Raw genomic sequence first — 14,262 nt, 5'->3', positions numbered from 1 at the left:
AGAAATAGTAATGGAAATCAAATTAACTACTTCAGAAATTCGGACTATTTTACAAGGCTGTCAATATACGTTGCAGCTTTTGGGTAGTAGTAAGGATTATCGTAGGCTTCAATCGTCCGAGTACTTTTCTACCTCGAATGGTGTGGTGTTAAACAATGCTTTTAATATTTTGGGAGAAATAGTGAATGCAATTGATGAGGTGGAGCAGATGACCGAACAGCAAACAGAAAAAATCTAAATTTAGAAGGGTAAGAAAATGACGTTAACTCTGAATAATCGCTCTCAAAACAAAGAATCGTCCTTAACGCAAGCATTACGACAAATACAACAGCTAAACTCCAAGATTCAAGAGTTGGAGCAGCAGCATCAAGATTATGTGCAGAAGCAACAGAATTTGATTGCTGCGATTGCCGAAATCTGTGTTTCTCCAATGCAGGAAATACAGGCGCTGCGGATTCTGATTTATCGAGGAGAAGCAGCTTGTCGGCAGTATTTGCGATCGCTGTTGGTTAAACAACGTCAGACTTCATAGAGATCAAGCACTCATTGATTCCGGTTCAGTACCAGATATTTCCAAAACTCGCTGTAACCAATATGAAATTTGAGCAGATGCAGATTGCTTTTGTTCAGCATCAGTCCAGATATCGTCCCAATGGAATAGCCAACGAGTCAGAAGACGAACTAAATCAACTAATTCACAGGCTCGGTCAATATCATCTGCCTTTACCATATCTGGTACAGTCTACTCAATAAAGTATCGGCTTTCATCAACCAAAGCCAGTATTAAATCCTCTGATGAGCCTTGAGTCCACAAAGATTGAATTTGTGACAAGTGTGTAGCTAGACGACGTAAACGTGTAGTCACATCATCTTGTACAAAACTTTCTTGTTCACAAACAAAATCATTCATTTTTTTTGAAAATATAAATTATGCTGAGATTTTTTCACTAACAGCTTGATGTATAATTTCTTTCTTTAACGAATCTGCTGCGACTGCTGCAATGGTTTCCCAATCTTCTTGTTTTAATAACAACCCAAGCAGTTCGCGCAGTATCTCTCGATTAGAAATGAATTCTTCACCATAAAGCTGATCATTTTCCAGAGTAGCAAGTATGTATTCTCTTACCTCTGGTGTCGGCAGTCTAAAATTTTCAAGTATTCTTTCTCTTGCAGTAATGACTGCAATTTTCGTAGCTGTACCTAAATTCCAATTATTCAGCAGCAACCGCACTTCTCTATTTAGAGAAATACGCAACGTCGTGAAACGTCCCAACAGTTCTAGATTGCCCATTAAAGAACCAAATGCTGACCCCCAATCTAATCCAGCCCCAATGTTGCCACCAACTTTATCCTCAGCTTCAACACTTTTTCTTAAAGATTCTTCATCAAATAATTGACTCATTTAGCTTTACTACCTCATACAGGAGAACGAAAAACTCCATACTCAAAATAAACTAGATCGTCGTAATCTTCATCTTCTCCCACATCAATCATTCCTTGGTTGTCATAAAATTCTTCTACTCCAGGTAGTGAGTGTAACCCTGCTCTTCCCTCATAACCTAGCTCTAAACTGCGAGTTCTGGCAAACGCTAAGAATGCAGTTCCAACACCTTTTAATTTCGGAGGACGTTGGATATATGCCCGATTCCAGGGTGCGGTAGCTATGCCATCAATGTATACCAAGCGTTTACCCTCTATCAGGCGAGAACCGTGCATTTGAGTTTCAATCAGCATTAATCCTTGAGTTTCACCTTCGTACTCAATCGCATAGCCTTCGCGGTTTGCTTGTCTATTAATGATAAACTCCAGTTTAAATTCCCAGTCCCAAAATTTGTCTGATTGCCCGTGCAATTGTAATTGTTCTTTCCACTTGTTGGCATAATCATCGACGTGCTTTTGCAATAGCTCCACTAAATCTGCTTCCACAATCGTGTTATCTTGACCGCGAATTAGTTCTACTTTTGTTCGCATAGCACCAAAATTACCCATGAACCAATTTTATTCAGCATTATGCTCTGTTTCTTGCAACCAACTTAAAATAGTCAGCGCTAACTCCCAGGATTCGCGCCGCTCCCAATTAGGTAAGTGATTCAGTATGCGTACAAGGAATATTGCTGGGTTTTCCAATTCTCCGCTACGAGCCGCAACACCATCCCTAACGAGCGCCCCCAAAGTGGCAGCTTGATTCCCTTTATAGTCAGGCTGTCTCTTAATTTCATCAACAATCCAGTCCGGTACTGTGATTGTTTTAAATCCTGGTTTCGGCATACACAACGGAGAAATAATATAAAGATAGTACGGCAGTTTACGTTATGTTTACAAATATTTGTGCGGTATGGTACGTTAAACTCAAGTCGCAAGTGCCAAGTCGCAAGTCGCAAGTAAGTTTTGTAACGAGGATTTAGACCCCGCAAACACATACTTGCGGCTTGATAGAAGCCTGGGACTTAAACTGAACCGTTTGAGAGTTCTTCACTTGCGACTGCGAAAGAGCAACTTTGTTGAAAATGGACTACTCACACAATAGCTTCACAAATAGTAGGAGCAATCAAGTATGAAAAATATTGGTATTAAGCCAATACATCCTAAAGAATTTAAAAGAGTTCATAATTTTTCGACTTACCAAATGAGCCGTTTGTCAGGTTACTCAGTCGAGGCACTAAAAAACTGGTTAGCTGATGAAAGTAGTTCCAGATTTGTCGAACCAAAGCCGTATATACTTAACCATTTTGGAGCGATTCATAGTTACTTATCAAGAAGTTAGTGTTTCCCAAACACTAAGCAATTAGAAAAACCCTCCCCACCAGTAGGTGGTTTTTTTATTATTAGTATTATCAGTACCGGAATTCAATCGGAACTCAACCGGAACTCAATCGGAACTCAATCGGAACTCAATCGGAACTCTAGGAGCCGAAACCATTGCTAATTCAGGGAAGCTGTGTAGTTGAACAATTGTTAACACGAGAGGAGGCAGCCAGACAATTAGAGCCATCAGTTGGAATTAGACAGTTCCAAAAGTATTTAGACTTAGCTTCTTTGTACCTGCCAGAATTTGAGGATTTTCGGGACGAAGATAACGGAGGGCTAAACGGACGAGCAAAGTTGACAAACTGGCATTTACCTGTGCTTCAAAGAATTAGAAGTTACGTTTTAGCCAAGGGTTCTTTGAAGAAGGTGGCAATTGAATTAAAAAATCACCCCGAAAAGTTTTTAGGAGCCTAAATAATGATCGTTAAAGAATTTGCACAAGCTCTCAACAAAGTACCAGGAAAAGTAGTTGATGAGCTGCGCCGTCAATATCCAGAGCAAAAATGGACGGTCGATTCACTAGTTCCAGAGGAGATTTTAGCTAGATTCCAAGATATTACTAATAGTGAGAGATTACAGCCTCAACAATCACCTGTAGCAGATATACCCAAAGCCACAATCACCAAAGCTGATGAAGCAATTCAACAAGCCTCATACAAGTTAACTGCGGCTGATAAAGAGATTATTTCTGGTGCTATAGCTGTTCAAAATGAGCAATCTAAGATTTTGGGTGCATCAACTGGTGTCACCGGAGCTTTATTGTTCATGGAATCCTTGATTGGAGCCAAAGGGACGGTGTTGGATGCCTTTGCTGAACAATCCATGTTGGAAGTTGATAATCAGATTACCGAGATAGATCATAGTTTGATTAATTTGGCAGAAGAAGCCTCAACAAGGTTGGGGGAGTCGATCCGAAAAAAAGAACAACTCAAAGTACGACTCAATTCGTTACGAGAGAGAGTCAGTTCAATGGGGACACAGATCCGATTTTAGAAGCTTATAAAACAGTGGCGGCATTGTTACAAATCCAAAATGAAACTGTTGCCATTGTTGCCCAAATCCGATTACTTCAAGAGCTATTAACTCATCAAAAGAAAAATCAGGACATGGATATTCTCAGTACGGGATTGTTTGCTACTTCAGTTATTGGCGCTTTAGGTGGTAGTGCATATATCGTTAGTAGCGTTGTCGCTACTGGATTAATTGGTAGCGGGATATTCATTCCCTTGGGATTGCTTGTTGGTGCAGGATTGACATTTCTGAGACGGGCATCAAGATGATAGGGAAAAGGGTGTGGGGAAGGAAGAAGATGTTGTTCTATTTGATGCACTAAAATTCAATTTTCCTAACACTACACCCTCTGAAAGTGATGGGCGAGAGTGTTTCATCCAACTGTTTCACAGAACTGTTTCATGAAACGTTTCAACGGTTTCATCAATGTTTCAGGGCGTGAAACACCATGAAACAGCATTCTCCCAGCATGAAACATGAAACGTGAAACATGAAACACCAGACAATTCCTTGCTCGAAAGCCTTTATGGGCGGGAGTGTTTCATAGAACTGTTTCACAGCACTGTTTCATGAAACTGTTTCAACGGTTTCATCAGTGTTTCAGGGTAGTGAAACAGCGTGAAACATGAAACGCCTCATTAAAGATATGTCTAAGAACGCGCTATAGCACAGCAGTCTCATGTATAAGAAACAACTGTACTTAGCTTTGGCTGGTGTTGGCATTTGCATGTTGCCTGTAATCATCCCTTTAGTACCCAAGTTGGGGGCTTATGCAGAGCTTCAACGGCTAAAAGCTACAGAAGAATTAGAACGTTCCCGCATAGAAGAACGGGCAAAAACCAGTGATGCCTTATATGAGGCAGGAGTGATGCCCACAAGTCGCAAGTTGAGAATTACCAATTACTTTGATAGTGCTAAACGCAATCCCAGACCAGACACAACCCTTTATCAAGATGACGAGATTATTGATGTTTTTGACGCAACGGGTAGGTGTATTGGGCGGATTGAAGAAGGAATTTGGAAGTGGAAGCACAAAGATAAAGGGATTTGTAAAAGTGTTCAAAATATCAAACCAGTAAGGAGGAAATAATGGGTAATGGTGCAGAAAATAGCAGCACTAGCAACAGCGATAGTAAGCCCAAAGATAAGAAGCGATCGCTTGGTGAAATTATAGATTTTTGTGCCAAGGCTGTTGTGATGATTGTCGGCTTACCCATTCGGGCTGCCGCCGCGATTGTTAATCAGTTTGTTGCTAATGGTGGTGCAGGTCGTGCCTTGGTAGGTGGGATTTTATTTATCGGTGGTTCCATGATTAGTGCTGATTCAACTTGGCAATTAATCTTTCAAGGCCCCCCTGTTTTTCCCTGGTTTGAGCCGACTTGGAATTGGCTAAATGTGCCGTTTGCACTGTTCAACCCGTTTTTTTACTTGGCATTCATGATTTCTGTAGGTGTGCAAGTAATTGAAGCCCACGCCCTACGCGGTAAAAACCCAGATTCAGCTAGGCGGGAACTTCAAGACCACATGGTTTATGAGCTTGAAACCAAGCCTAGTGGCAAGATTGATTTGGTAGGACAACTCTGGGCGGACTACAAGACCGCAGGTACACGCGATCGCTCTAGCGCAGGGCTGGTTGTGATTGCGGTTTGGGTGTTCGATATTGTCACCACTTTTGCAGCTCGTAACCCATTTGAATTTACAGCCCCCTTCATAATTCTGGGCTGCATATTGTTTAACATCGGCACAATGATGGCGGGTGAAATTGGGTTCGCTATTTGGCGACTGACAAAGGATTAGAACGGAAACCGCCCAAAAAACCAATAACTATAAAAAAAGGGCGGCAACGTTTACCAAGGGAGGCATTTATGCAAAGTAATAATATCCCGAAAATTACAACTAAAGAAACTGAACATTTACGCGAATCATATCCTAGCTTGTCTCACTTGGAAGCTGGCAATATCGCCCAATGGCTGCAAGAGAGAAAAGATGGATTATTTGAAATGGCACGGGCATCTGAGAATGAAGCAGACATGACCCGTGTACTTGGTTTGTTGGCTTCTGGGATCGGAGCGGTTTGCTATGCGGTTAACCCTTTGGCACTAGTTGGTGGTTTAGTTGGTGGTGCTGCGTGGCTATGGTTTGTTGTCGAACATTCCAACAGAACCAAGGAGATCGCCCCCTTGCCTTTTGTGCGTGGTAATTTTATAGACGCTCTAGCTCGTGCTGGTGACTATGACAATCGGAGCAATTATCAGGCGGATCATCTTGCTAATAGTGTTAAATTCCTAGAACGACACGAGGCTGAAGAGTACGCCTTTCTTCATGCTGAATTTGAAAATATTGGCCAGTATTTAACGCAAGTTGAACCAGGAAAACGTTTTTATGCTTATCGTTGGATGTTTGGCTGGTTTGGCAAGCTTAAGGGTCGTCAGCTACCCACTTATGAAAGCATGGCTCTTCATTTACAGGATGTGACAATTGACAGCCGGGTGAATCGCTCGGAGATAAGTGCCATCGCACAGGCTCAAGCCCAGTTACCACCGACCGTAGATATCAAACAGTTTCAATCGCCACAGGTAGATATTGGGAAGATGAACCAAGCTGCGGAGCTTTCTAGACCTACAGAGTTACAACCATCTTCCTCTGATGGGCTTGTACCAGAGACTATAATTAATATCCCTCTGACTAATAGGGCAAACGCACTGATCGCTGCTTTAACGAAAAGTGGATTCCAAGTAGAGGATATGATGAGTTCCCAAGTCATTGCGATCGCTGGTACTCAGCGAGGTGGCAAGGGAACCTTAGCAGCAATCTTAGCAACATTATCAACTGCACTTGACCCCGGATTGAATACCCAATACTTTACTGCTGGGGTGGACGTTTACCCCTTTGCCTGCAACTTAACCTCTGCCCTTAAGTACCCGGATAAAGATGCGGATGGGGCTGATCAACTCGTCGCTCGTGATTTATTGAAATTTCTTAAGGGTTTAGATGGAAGCGAACCTTACTCCCATAAAAATTTACTGCTAGTAATTGATGAGGCAATGCGGTTGCTGTCATTGTTGGAGGAGAGCGATCGCACCTGGGCGATTCAATATTTACTTTCTCGCTTCGCTAAGTCGGGTGGTACATTAATTATCGTGCTGCATGGCTCTAACCTGACAAGCGTGGTCGGTAAAGCTACGGCTGGGCTGGCAGATACCTTTAAGCAATCGGTTAACTTTATTGGCTGTGTAGCTCAAGCGGTTAGCGCTGGTGGTCTACGCAAAATGAATGTTGCTAGTGGAGAATATTTCAAAGCCAACCCTAATAACTTTGGAGAACCTGTTAGCGGTGGCAACTTGGGCATGATTCCCCAATGGCTAAAGACCCATTTGCACCCAGGCAATGGGCAACCAGATCCAGCAAGAACATTACTTCAATTCTTCCCAGAATTAGTTCAACAGCATGAAAGGGCAGTCATACCCAGAGGGGAGAAAATTGCCCCATCAGACGCAGTTAATCATCTGGAGTCCATTTTTTCAAAGCCTTATCAAGAAGTGGAATTTCTGGAAGTAGAAGAAAATAGTATTTCTGAGGCTGATTTAGAACAGATTGTGGCGATCGTTGCGGCTACTGCTAGTCCTCCAACTTCTTTTGCAGCTATCAGAAACAGCCGCAAGTGGGGCGACGAGAAAAAGAGTGTTCTTTACTTGAGAAATGCCCTATCACAATTGATTGACACTAACCGATTGTGCGGAAATGAAAAAGATGGTTTCAGCGTTTTTAATGTTAAGCAGTAATCTTCGTCAAAGTTCTCGTTGAGTTCCGGTCAAGTTCCGGTCAAGTTCCGGTATTCTTACATTTCCAAGTACGGCTGAAAAATAGAGTCTTTTTGTCTCTCCAGTAAGTTTTAATTTTTTCTAAACATTTTCCAGAATGTGGAAGCATCGGGAAGTCTAAAAATGAGCGATAAATTAACTTATTCTTTACAAAAACTAGCTATCAGCTCAGTTAAGGCAGACAGATTGGCTATTGAACGCCTAGAAAAACAGTACGGCGCTTCTTTACTAGAAATTATCAATGAGCTTGAAGATTATGCCATAATCCATCAATCCATATCGGACGAAAGGGCTAAACCCAAAAATCAGTTGATTATTGCTTGCTGTTATGGCTGTCTTTGGGGTGCAGTTATCGGAATTGCGACTTTGTTTATTAAACCCAGCGTCACTGTAGCGGCGATTGGGCTGGGTTTTACGGCTGGGGTGTCTGGGAAATTGCTAGTTCAAAAAGAGGATTAAAATTATAGCTATAGCTGTACACTATTTGCTAGAAACCTCTAAGGATAAAGACGATACTCAATAACTCAAGTTTCTCCGTAGGTACTTTTACACGCTACCTGCGGCCGTTAACTCCTATAATCGCATCTCAAGAATTATTTCTAATTAATTGTAACAAGATAGACTCAAGACTTTGTAATGCTGCGTTCGTGGTGCGTTGATGTTCTTCAAAATTACGCTGATGTTGTTCATGGCTATCACGTAACTCAAGTAACACATCATCTAAAATCGCACTACGAGCTAAAACACGATCAACATTATCTGTAAGTGTGTCAACTCTAGTTGTAAGTTGCCTCATTTCCTGTCTTAGCTCAGACATTTCTAACTGGGCGTTAGCTTGTCTTTCCGCTAAACCCAAGATTATTTGCTCTGCGCGATCTAATCGGCTTGGGAAGTATTCGGGTGTGTCGGTCATTTTCAAAAGTGTTGAACTTCTACAAGTTTACTTTCTTCTTTGATTCTTTGTTGCTACAAAAAGAGAGGAAATCTGCTCTGAGGAATTTTTATGAAGTTAAATGTATATTAATAAACACTTGCAGGCGCTTTGCAATTCAATTGAAAGTATCTACGCTCAAAATAATTACCATTTTTTGTAAGGCAAGAATTTACCTGACATAACAATTTTCACGCGTTCGCCTTTTGGGTCTTCTTCCTTGTCTACATCCAAGGTAAAATCAATAGCACTCATAATTCCATCACCAAACTTTTCTTGAACTACATCTTTTAGTGGAAGTCCATACACCTGCATAATTTCATAGAACCGATAAATAAAAGGGTCAGTTGGAACAATAGCATCACTACCTTTTATCGGATATTTACTCAGTTCTTTAGCATCGTCTATATCAAGCCCTAATGTATCAACTAATAACTTTGCTTCTTCAGGTGAAGCACTCGCTTGGCGATAAATTACAGAGGCAATCCATACTTCGTTACATTGTAGAACTTCTGCTAATTCTGCAAAAGTCAGCCCCTTGTTTTCTTTGGCTGTTAAAAGTTTTTGGGTAATTTCAGGAATAGACATTTGAACGTAAAATAGAATTAGATTTATACATTAACAAGCATACACTAACTCAACGTATGAAGCTCAAAACCCAGTTTCTATCTCTTTTTTAAAACTTGGCTAAGATTTTTTTGACCAGAGTAATGTAAGAGCGATTATTTACCGCTCCTTTGTTCCTATTTAAGTTTTAGCCTGGTGTTAGCTTTAATTCTTTAGATTTCCCGGATTTGACCATTTTCACCAAGTGCTGATTTAGATAACTCTGCGCTGAGATATACAAACTTTCCCAAATCTCTTGATTGCGGCTGATTTTTGTGCCGACTGTATTCCCTGCTGTTTTCTCTGACACCAAGTATTTGCGGAAGTAGTTATTCCACAGATGTTGGAGAAAATCTTCAGCGAATTCGTTAAACGGCAGAATCCATTTATAATCTTTATCTAGAAATACCCGATAGGACGCGATTATCGGTAGTGCAAGGTCAGTTGGCGCACCAAACCCGAATGAATACTTGCTGTCAGGCAACAACGTCGTTTTACGTGTATCAATTGATGCTAAATCGTTAGCACCCTTTCTTCTGGGGTTGCTGATATATTCTTGGATTATTTCGTAGAGTCTTTGCTCTATCCACAAAGCATGAGTCAAGAGAGGCAGTAAGGTGGTTAATCTTTCTCTTTCTGCATCTGTGATGTTACTTGGAAGACTCATCCCTGCTGGGTGTTTGGTTCGTTTATTGCCGTCCGGGTTGTATTTATTTCTGTCGAGGCAGTAAAGGAGCTTGAGCAAATGGGTGACATTGCACTGGGCATTTCTGGGAGCGCCGCTTTGGTTTTGATAATAAGCGATGCGGAATTTTCTATCTTCTTTGTGTTCTAAGTCAGCTAAATACTGCTTGAGAAATTTGTAATCACCCCTGGCGTTGACTTTGGAGCGAGAATCTACTGGCGTTGTGGAATTTGAAGCCAAGGCTATATCTAGTGCTGATTCTTCAGTCAGTCCGATGTGAATCGTAACTTTTACTCTGGCTTGGGTTAGGTCATATTTATAATTTTTCGCTTGCTCAAATGCTAAAACTGTATGCCCACCGTTGATAATCCCATCGCTACCGCCCTCGGAAGCTTCTAAAATTTCCAGTTCGAGTTCAGTTTTGTTTCTGTTGGGCTTAACAATATTAGCTGACAGGACGATTCCACTGTGGCGAGAGAAGAATTTTGCAGGTTCGGTCGTCAGCGAGTCGAAGATTTGTCTGTAGGTCGCGCTTTTGCGGTTGGGTTCCCTGATGTTCGGTTCTAGCGGCAGGTCTATAGGGAATGAGTCTACATGGGCGGTGGCGATGATGCAATTGGGATTGGCTTGAATATAGTTATCCAGCTTGATGTTCCAACCCGGATTTCTCACAAGCTTTGCGATCGCTATTACCAAACCTTTATCAGGCTTAGATTTTGAGCGTTTTAGACGCTGCACGAATCACAGCAGTATGTGAACAAAGTATTTTATCTAAAGTCTAAGTGTCATAAGCGTTTTGGGCTAATCGTTTAAACCTTTGTGAGAAATCCGGGTCCAAGTCTTGGGCATACCTGATTTTAGTTAAATTCGTCTTGGGCTTGTTGATTCGGGGATAGGGAAATTAGGCGATGCCCAATCTCATTGCTGAGTGTCTGTTGTGGACGACTGGTAAATTTGACGCAATTGTGAAACAGTACTAGCCGTATCTATGCCCTCCAAAATGGCTTCTAGCACACTTACATCTTGGATAGATTCGATTTCGGGTAATAAATTTTGACCTGATTCACTAAATTTGAGCTTTAATCCCAATGCTATACCTTTTAACAAAGCTTCAAGCTTACCTTTTTCAATACCACTGCGTTCAAAAGAAGTAACATACTGCATACGTTGCTCTGCCTCCAATTGTTCTACTTCAAAAAGAAACTCTCGCTCTAAATCTTGGGGGAGTGTCAACACCCAGTCTACAAAAGCCAACAAGTTTAGAACATCCTCACGTTCAAACCCCTGCTGGTACAGTCTCCGCACTAAACTTAGTTTCTGCTGCTTACGTTGTAACCTGTCGCTCTTAGTTTGTACTGCTGCTAAATGTGCCATCACCACAGTCGCCAAAGGGTTACGGCTGGCTTCTAGCTCAGACTGACGTTGTTGATAGTCTAGCAATTTGACAATTGGAAACTGAAACTCAACTTTAGTGCCAAACAACTCGTAACCAAACCGATTTGGTCGCCAGTTTACCTGCTCATCACCTAGAACTGCCAAGGATGCTACTGACCGCTTATATCTATCGTAGATGCGGTAGTTGTAGATAAACATCCTTTCGCTAAAGTCTGACTCTGACTGGGATTGGATTTCTAAATGTATCAGTATCCACGATTCTTCGCCACCAATACGGTATATTTTTACCAGTTTATCTGCAAGTCTTTTCCCTAGTTCGGCATCACGCACTACCTGCTCTAATTCTTTGTCCAAGAACTCAGGCTGTCGTGTCCAATCTATTTCCCTATGTGCTTGCGGAAAGAAAAACAGCATGAAATCTTCAAAATAAAGTTGTAGTATCTGTTTCCACGGCGAATCATATTCCGTTTGGGGGTTGACATTGGTCATACTTGTTCCACAACGAACTCACGCCCCTGATTGTATTACTACTTGTGAGGCAGTGTATGATTTGAGAATTGTGTTGAAGTTGCTTACCAATTAATCTTAATCTGGGAAGTTTTCTTAATCCTACAGATAAATCGAAGAAGAAAATATGTTTAATGTGAATTCATTGGAGTTACCTTTTACCAGTTTGAATTAGGTTGGGCGAATCAGCGCACTGCTTCACTCACCCAAGAGACAACAAATCATCCAGCTATGTCTTTACCACTCTCATAATTCATAGCTCTGGGTTTCATTTTGCCTATAGGGACTACTTTCGATTTCTTGGGTGCTTGTGGTGGACGGCATTTTTCACAGTAGAGCGGTCGCACACCAAAAGTTTCTCTTTGTGTGGGTTGCTCACACTGCTTACACACGAAGTTGAAAACGCGAGTATGAATTTCCCGCTTGTGCGCTCTAACGGTGTACTCTCGGACATCGATTGTTTTGCTGGACATTTATTAGTTTTTTAAGTTGCTATTTATAAATATAGTTTCTTGTTTTTGACTAATAGTATAGCCAGAGAATCATCTTCATGATTAAAACAAGGATAATTGCCCTGGGGAAATATTACCTTTACGTCCGCGATGATAGTAGAGATGGAAATCATTCTAAGCTAATCGGCATTTAAGTTGCATAAAAGCAGGGCTTCAGCCCTGACTATAAGCGAATCATTCTGGAAAAATGAATGACGATTAACTTAATTAAGATACTCCTTAATATCACTTTTTTGACGGCGAAGAATAGAGAGCGCTTTATATTCAAGCTGGCGAATTCTTTCTCGGCTTAAGTTAAGGCGTTCTCCAATTTGAGTTAGGCTCAGTTGATGGTCATTTTCTAGCCCGAAACGTAGAGTTAGTACTTCTCGTTGTATTGGAGCTAAGGATGCTAGCAACTCTTTAATATTCTGGCGCATTAGTGAAGAATTTAATTCTTCCAAAGGGGAAATCTTTTCGTCAGCTAAAAGTTCGCTTAATTCTGTTTCTTGTTCATTCCCAACGCGCATTTCTAGCGAAACTAACTTTCGGTCTGCTTGAATATATTCTCGAACCTGCTCTGGTTTAACCTTTAATTCTTCAGCAATTTCTACTACAGTTGGTTTTCTACCCAATGACTGGGATAATTCCCGTTGCATTTTCTTGATTTTATTCAGTTTTTCGTTGATATGAATAGGCAAACGAATAGTTCGTGATTGTTCTGCGATGGCACGTGTGATTGATTGAGTAACCCACCAATAGGCATAAGTTGAAAGTTTATAGCCTTTGTTTGGATCAAACTTTTCAACGCCACGGTATAAACCGAGTGTACCTTCTTGGATCAGATCAAGAAATTCTAAGTTTCGGTTCTGGTACTTTTTAGCGATCGCCACCACCAGCCGTAGGTTAGCAGTCACCATTTTCTGCTTTGCTCGTTCCCCTTGATGAAGAATTGACTCCACTTCAGCTTCGCTTTGCCCAAGCAAGGTAGCTAATTCTCTTATGGTTGGTTCTCTGTTTAATTGAAGTGCAAGGCTTGAGCGCTGTTCTTCAATCGCCATCATCTGCTGCAACGCCCTTGCATTTGTAATTTCTTGCTCAGGAGTTAGCAGAGGGTAGCGTCCGATTTCTTTGAGGTAAGAGCGCACTAAGTCGGTAGTTGGGCTAGGCATACTTTCAATTAATTGTGACGACTACTTTTATTTTTCGTTTGAATAGAATCTTTTATTTCCAGAATTAGCTAACCAATCAAATCTTAACCATAGACTTCACCCAATGCTTATATTTGGGAAATAAGTTTATAAATATAATACTTTAAATCTTCAAATAGGTAAATACTAAAACCTACTTTATTTTGTAACTAAGTTTTAAAGTAATAAAGAGATTTAGTTAGATTAAATCAAAGATACGCTACGCTAATTTTAGAGTGAAGTCCTCTCTTGAAGAGAGGATATGTTCAAATCCGCTTCATATTTGGACAAGGCTCAAAGACGCTTTGCGTAAATCAATTGAAAATTACAAATACTTAGTTGATAAATAATCATGGATATGCAATCTCTGCTCACTTTGACAATAGTAGCTATCTTTTGGGCATTCGTTACTCTCGTTATATTCCAGTTCATTAACGGACTATTTGTATCGGATGCTTACACTAGTAATGTGGTTTCGGTTAGCAATCTAAATATAGCGGCTTCTACAATCCCATCAGTATCACAAGTAATCACACCACAAGCGATGACTTTTGAAAAATTGCCAGATCCTTGGATGTTAGAGGATGAAGTCATTCATTGTACCAGTAACGAAGCAGTTATTCTCTCATTCCCTACATTGAGATTGCTGCCTCCAGTTGAAGAAATTTCACCACAACCAAAACGTACTACTCGTTCAAATAAAGCTAACAATACTGCCAACAAGTCACCGAAAACTAAAAAGGCTCATGTAAATTCTTCAGGCAAACGCAAGCCAGGTAGACCGCGTAAAGCTGGCTAATTCGCTTTTTAATTCTCG

General features: G+C 41.0%; 21 protein-coding genes. 10 read left to right on the top strand and 11 right to left on the bottom strand.

Going from position 1 to position 14,262, the window contains the following annotated elements:
• Positions 1-10 precede the first annotated feature (10 nt).
• Both CDC33_RS33960 and CDC33_RS33955 read left to right on the top strand, forming a co-directional pair.
• Positions 11-238, top strand: coding sequence for a hypothetical protein (locus tag CDC33_RS33960; RefSeq protein ID WP_109013023.1), 228 nt, complete (start codon positions 11-13; stop codon positions 236-238).
• A gap of 18 nt (positions 239-256) precedes the next feature.
• The gene (locus CDC33_RS33955) at positions 257-532 is read left to right on the top strand and encodes a hypothetical protein (protein ID WP_109013022.1); all 276 of its coding nucleotides are present in this window, start codon (positions 257-259) and stop codon (positions 530-532) included.
• Between the two features lie 3 nt (positions 533-535).
• Here CDC33_RS33955 and CDC33_RS40865 read toward each other — a convergent pair whose 3' ends face one another.
• Genes CDC33_RS40865 through CDC33_RS33935 form a run of 5 tightly spaced genes read right to left on the bottom strand, consistent with a single transcriptional unit; the run spans position 536 to position 2,268 of the window.
• Positions 536-730 carry a hypothetical protein gene (locus CDC33_RS40865; protein ID WP_244919489.1) on the bottom strand — a complete coding sequence of 65 codons (195 nt, stop codon included), beginning with the start codon at positions 728-730 and terminating at the stop codon, positions 536-538.
• A 12-nt stretch (positions 731-742) separates the two neighbouring features.
• Entirely contained in the window at positions 743-910 is a 168-nt protein-coding gene (locus CDC33_RS40860; protein ID WP_244919488.1) for a hypothetical protein, read from the bottom strand.
• An 18-nt stretch (positions 911-928) separates the two neighbouring features.
• Entirely contained in the window at positions 929-1,402 is a 474-nt protein-coding gene (locus CDC33_RS33945) for a hypothetical protein (RefSeq protein ID WP_109013021.1), read from the bottom strand.
• A gap of 14 nt (positions 1,403-1,416) precedes the next feature.
• Positions 1,417-1,971: a GNAT family N-acetyltransferase gene (locus CDC33_RS33940; protein ID WP_109013358.1), complete on the bottom strand. Its 555-nt coding sequence runs from the start codon at positions 1,969-1,971 to the stop codon at positions 1,417-1,419.
• A 27-nt stretch (positions 1,972-1,998) separates the two neighbouring features.
• The gene (locus CDC33_RS33935) at positions 1,999-2,268 is read right to left on the bottom strand and encodes a hypothetical protein (RefSeq protein ID WP_109013020.1); all 270 of its coding nucleotides are present in this window, start codon (positions 2,266-2,268) and stop codon (positions 1,999-2,001) included.
• A gap of 651 nt (positions 2,269-2,919) precedes the next feature.
• On the opposite strand from CDC33_RS33935, the gene CDC33_RS33930 reads away from it, so the two are divergent.
• The 7 genes from CDC33_RS33930 (at position 2,920) to CDC33_RS33900 (ending at position 8,099) form a co-directional block, all read left to right on the top strand.
• Positions 2,920-3,222, top strand: coding sequence for a hypothetical protein (locus tag CDC33_RS33930; protein ID WP_109013019.1), 303 nt, complete (start codon positions 2,920-2,922; stop codon positions 3,220-3,222).
• Between the two features lie 3 nt (positions 3,223-3,225).
• Complete coding sequence (locus tag CDC33_RS33925) at positions 3,226-3,801, top strand: hypothetical protein (protein ID WP_109013018.1); 576 nt, start codon at positions 3,226-3,228, stop codon at positions 3,799-3,801.
• 14 nt (positions 3,802-3,815) lie between these two features.
• Positions 3,816-4,088: a hypothetical protein gene (locus CDC33_RS33920; protein WP_109013017.1), complete on the top strand. Its 273-nt coding sequence runs from the start codon at positions 3,816-3,818 to the stop codon at positions 4,086-4,088.
• Between the two features lie 410 nt (positions 4,089-4,498).
• Complete coding sequence (locus tag CDC33_RS33915; RefSeq protein WP_109013016.1) at positions 4,499-4,909, top strand: hypothetical protein; 411 nt, start codon at positions 4,499-4,501, stop codon at positions 4,907-4,909.
• The gene (locus CDC33_RS33910; RefSeq protein WP_109013015.1) at positions 4,909-5,616 is read left to right on the top strand and encodes a hypothetical protein; all 708 of its coding nucleotides are present in this window, start codon (positions 4,909-4,911) and stop codon (positions 5,614-5,616) included. Before CDC33_RS33915 ends, CDC33_RS33910 begins: the two co-directional genes overlap by 1 nt.
• 68 nt (positions 5,617-5,684) lie before the next feature.
• Positions 5,685-7,601 carry a hypothetical protein gene (locus CDC33_RS33905; RefSeq protein ID WP_109013357.1) on the top strand — a complete coding sequence of 639 codons (1,917 nt, stop codon included), beginning with the start codon at positions 5,685-5,687 and terminating at the stop codon, positions 7,599-7,601.
• A gap of 162 nt (positions 7,602-7,763) precedes the next feature.
• On the top strand, positions 7,764-8,099 hold the full coding sequence (locus CDC33_RS33900; protein WP_109013014.1) for a hypothetical protein: 336 nt from the start codon (positions 7,764-7,766) through the stop codon (positions 8,097-8,099).
• A gap of 127 nt (positions 8,100-8,226) precedes the next feature.
• Here CDC33_RS33900 and CDC33_RS33895 read toward each other — a convergent pair whose 3' ends face one another.
• The 6 genes from CDC33_RS33895 to CDC33_RS33870 all read right to left on the bottom strand — a co-directional run bounded on the left by CDC33_RS33895 (position 8,227) and on the right by CDC33_RS33870 (position 13,427).
• Positions 8,227-8,553: a hypothetical protein gene (locus tag CDC33_RS33895; protein WP_109013013.1), complete on the bottom strand. Its 327-nt coding sequence runs from the start codon at positions 8,551-8,553 to the stop codon at positions 8,227-8,229.
• Between the two features lie 165 nt (positions 8,554-8,718).
• Entirely contained in the window at positions 8,719-9,159 is a 441-nt protein-coding gene (gene cynS, locus CDC33_RS33890) for a cyanase (protein ID WP_109013012.1), read from the bottom strand.
• A 166-nt stretch (positions 9,160-9,325) separates the two neighbouring features.
• Positions 9,326-10,534, bottom strand: coding sequence for an AIPR family protein (locus tag CDC33_RS33885; RefSeq protein ID WP_109013356.1), 1,209 nt, complete (start codon positions 10,532-10,534; stop codon positions 9,326-9,328).
• Positions 10,535-10,780: 246 nt separating this feature from the next.
• Positions 10,781-11,746 carry an RpnC/YadD family protein gene (locus tag CDC33_RS33880; RefSeq protein WP_109013011.1) on the bottom strand — a complete coding sequence of 322 codons (966 nt, stop codon included), beginning with the start codon at positions 11,744-11,746 and terminating at the stop codon, positions 10,781-10,783.
• A gap of 239 nt (positions 11,747-11,985) precedes the next feature.
• Positions 11,986-12,237 (bottom strand): hypothetical protein, encoded by a 252-nt coding sequence (locus CDC33_RS33875; protein WP_109013010.1) that lies wholly within the window; start codon positions 12,235-12,237, stop codon positions 11,986-11,988.
• A 242-nt stretch (positions 12,238-12,479) separates the two neighbouring features.
• Positions 12,480-13,427, bottom strand: coding sequence for an RpoD/SigA family RNA polymerase sigma factor (locus CDC33_RS33870; protein WP_109013009.1), 948 nt, complete (start codon positions 13,425-13,427; stop codon positions 12,480-12,482).
• Between the two features lie 370 nt (positions 13,428-13,797).
• Between CDC33_RS33870 and CDC33_RS33865 the strand changes: the two genes are divergently transcribed.
• Entirely contained in the window at positions 13,798-14,244 is a 447-nt protein-coding gene (locus tag CDC33_RS33865; protein ID WP_109013008.1) for a hypothetical protein, read from the top strand.
• Positions 14,245-14,262: the final 18 nt, after the last annotated feature.

This window comes from Nostoc commune NIES-4072, from assembly GCF_003113895.1.
GTDB lineage: Bacteria > Cyanobacteriota > Cyanobacteriia > Cyanobacteriales > Nostocaceae > Nostoc > Nostoc commune.
The sequence above is the reverse complement of the archived record's forward strand: the minus strand, read 5'-3'. Positions and strand labels throughout refer to the sequence as shown.

Coding starts and splice junctions, on each gene's coding strand:
- CDC33_RS33960 (WP_109013023.1), top strand. CDS start 11: ATGGAAATCAAATTAACTACTTCAGAAATTCGGACTATTTTACAAGGC.
- CDC33_RS33955 (WP_109013022.1), top strand. CDS start 257: ATGACGTTAACTCTGAATAATCGCTCTCAAAACAAAGAATCGTCCTTA.
- CDC33_RS40865 (WP_244919489.1), bottom strand. CDS start 730: ATGGTAAAGGCAGATGATATTGACCGAGCCTGTGAATTAGTTGATTTA.
- CDC33_RS40860 (WP_244919488.1), bottom strand. CDS start 910: ATGAATGATTTTGTTTGTGAACAAGAAAGTTTTGTACAAGATGATGTG.
- CDC33_RS33945 (WP_109013021.1), bottom strand. CDS start 1,402: ATGAGTCAATTATTTGATGAAGAATCTTTAAGAAAAAGTGTTGAAGCT.
- CDC33_RS33940 (WP_109013358.1), bottom strand. CDS start 1,971: ATGCGAACAAAAGTAGAACTAATTCGCGGTCAAGATAACACGATTGTG.
- CDC33_RS33935 (WP_109013020.1), bottom strand. CDS start 2,268: ATGCCGAAACCAGGATTTAAAACAATCACAGTACCGGACTGGATTGTT.
- CDC33_RS33925 (WP_109013018.1), top strand. CDS start 3,226: ATGATCGTTAAAGAATTTGCACAAGCTCTCAACAAAGTACCAGGAAAA.
- CDC33_RS33915 (WP_109013016.1), top strand. CDS start 4,499: ATGTATAAGAAACAACTGTACTTAGCTTTGGCTGGTGTTGGCATTTGC.
- CDC33_RS33910 (WP_109013015.1), top strand. CDS start 4,909: ATGGGTAATGGTGCAGAAAATAGCAGCACTAGCAACAGCGATAGTAAG.
- CDC33_RS33905 (WP_109013357.1), top strand. CDS start 5,685: ATGCAAAGTAATAATATCCCGAAAATTACAACTAAAGAAACTGAACAT.
- CDC33_RS33900 (WP_109013014.1), top strand. CDS start 7,764: ATGAGCGATAAATTAACTTATTCTTTACAAAAACTAGCTATCAGCTCA.
- CDC33_RS33895 (WP_109013013.1), bottom strand. CDS start 8,553: ATGACCGACACACCCGAATACTTCCCAAGCCGATTAGATCGCGCAGAG.
- cynS (WP_109013012.1), bottom strand. CDS start 9,159: ATGTCTATTCCTGAAATTACCCAAAAACTTTTAACAGCCAAAGAAAAC.
- CDC33_RS33880 (WP_109013011.1), bottom strand. CDS start 11,746: ATGACCAATGTCAACCCCCAAACGGAATATGATTCGCCGTGGAAACAG.
- CDC33_RS33875 (WP_109013010.1), bottom strand. CDS start 12,237: ATGTCCAGCAAAACAATCGATGTCCGAGAGTACACCGTTAGAGCGCAC.
- CDC33_RS33870 (WP_109013009.1), bottom strand. CDS start 13,427: ATGCCTAGCCCAACTACCGACTTAGTGCGCTCTTACCTCAAAGAAATC.
- CDC33_RS33865 (WP_109013008.1), top strand. CDS start 13,798: ATGGATATGCAATCTCTGCTCACTTTGACAATAGTAGCTATCTTTTGG.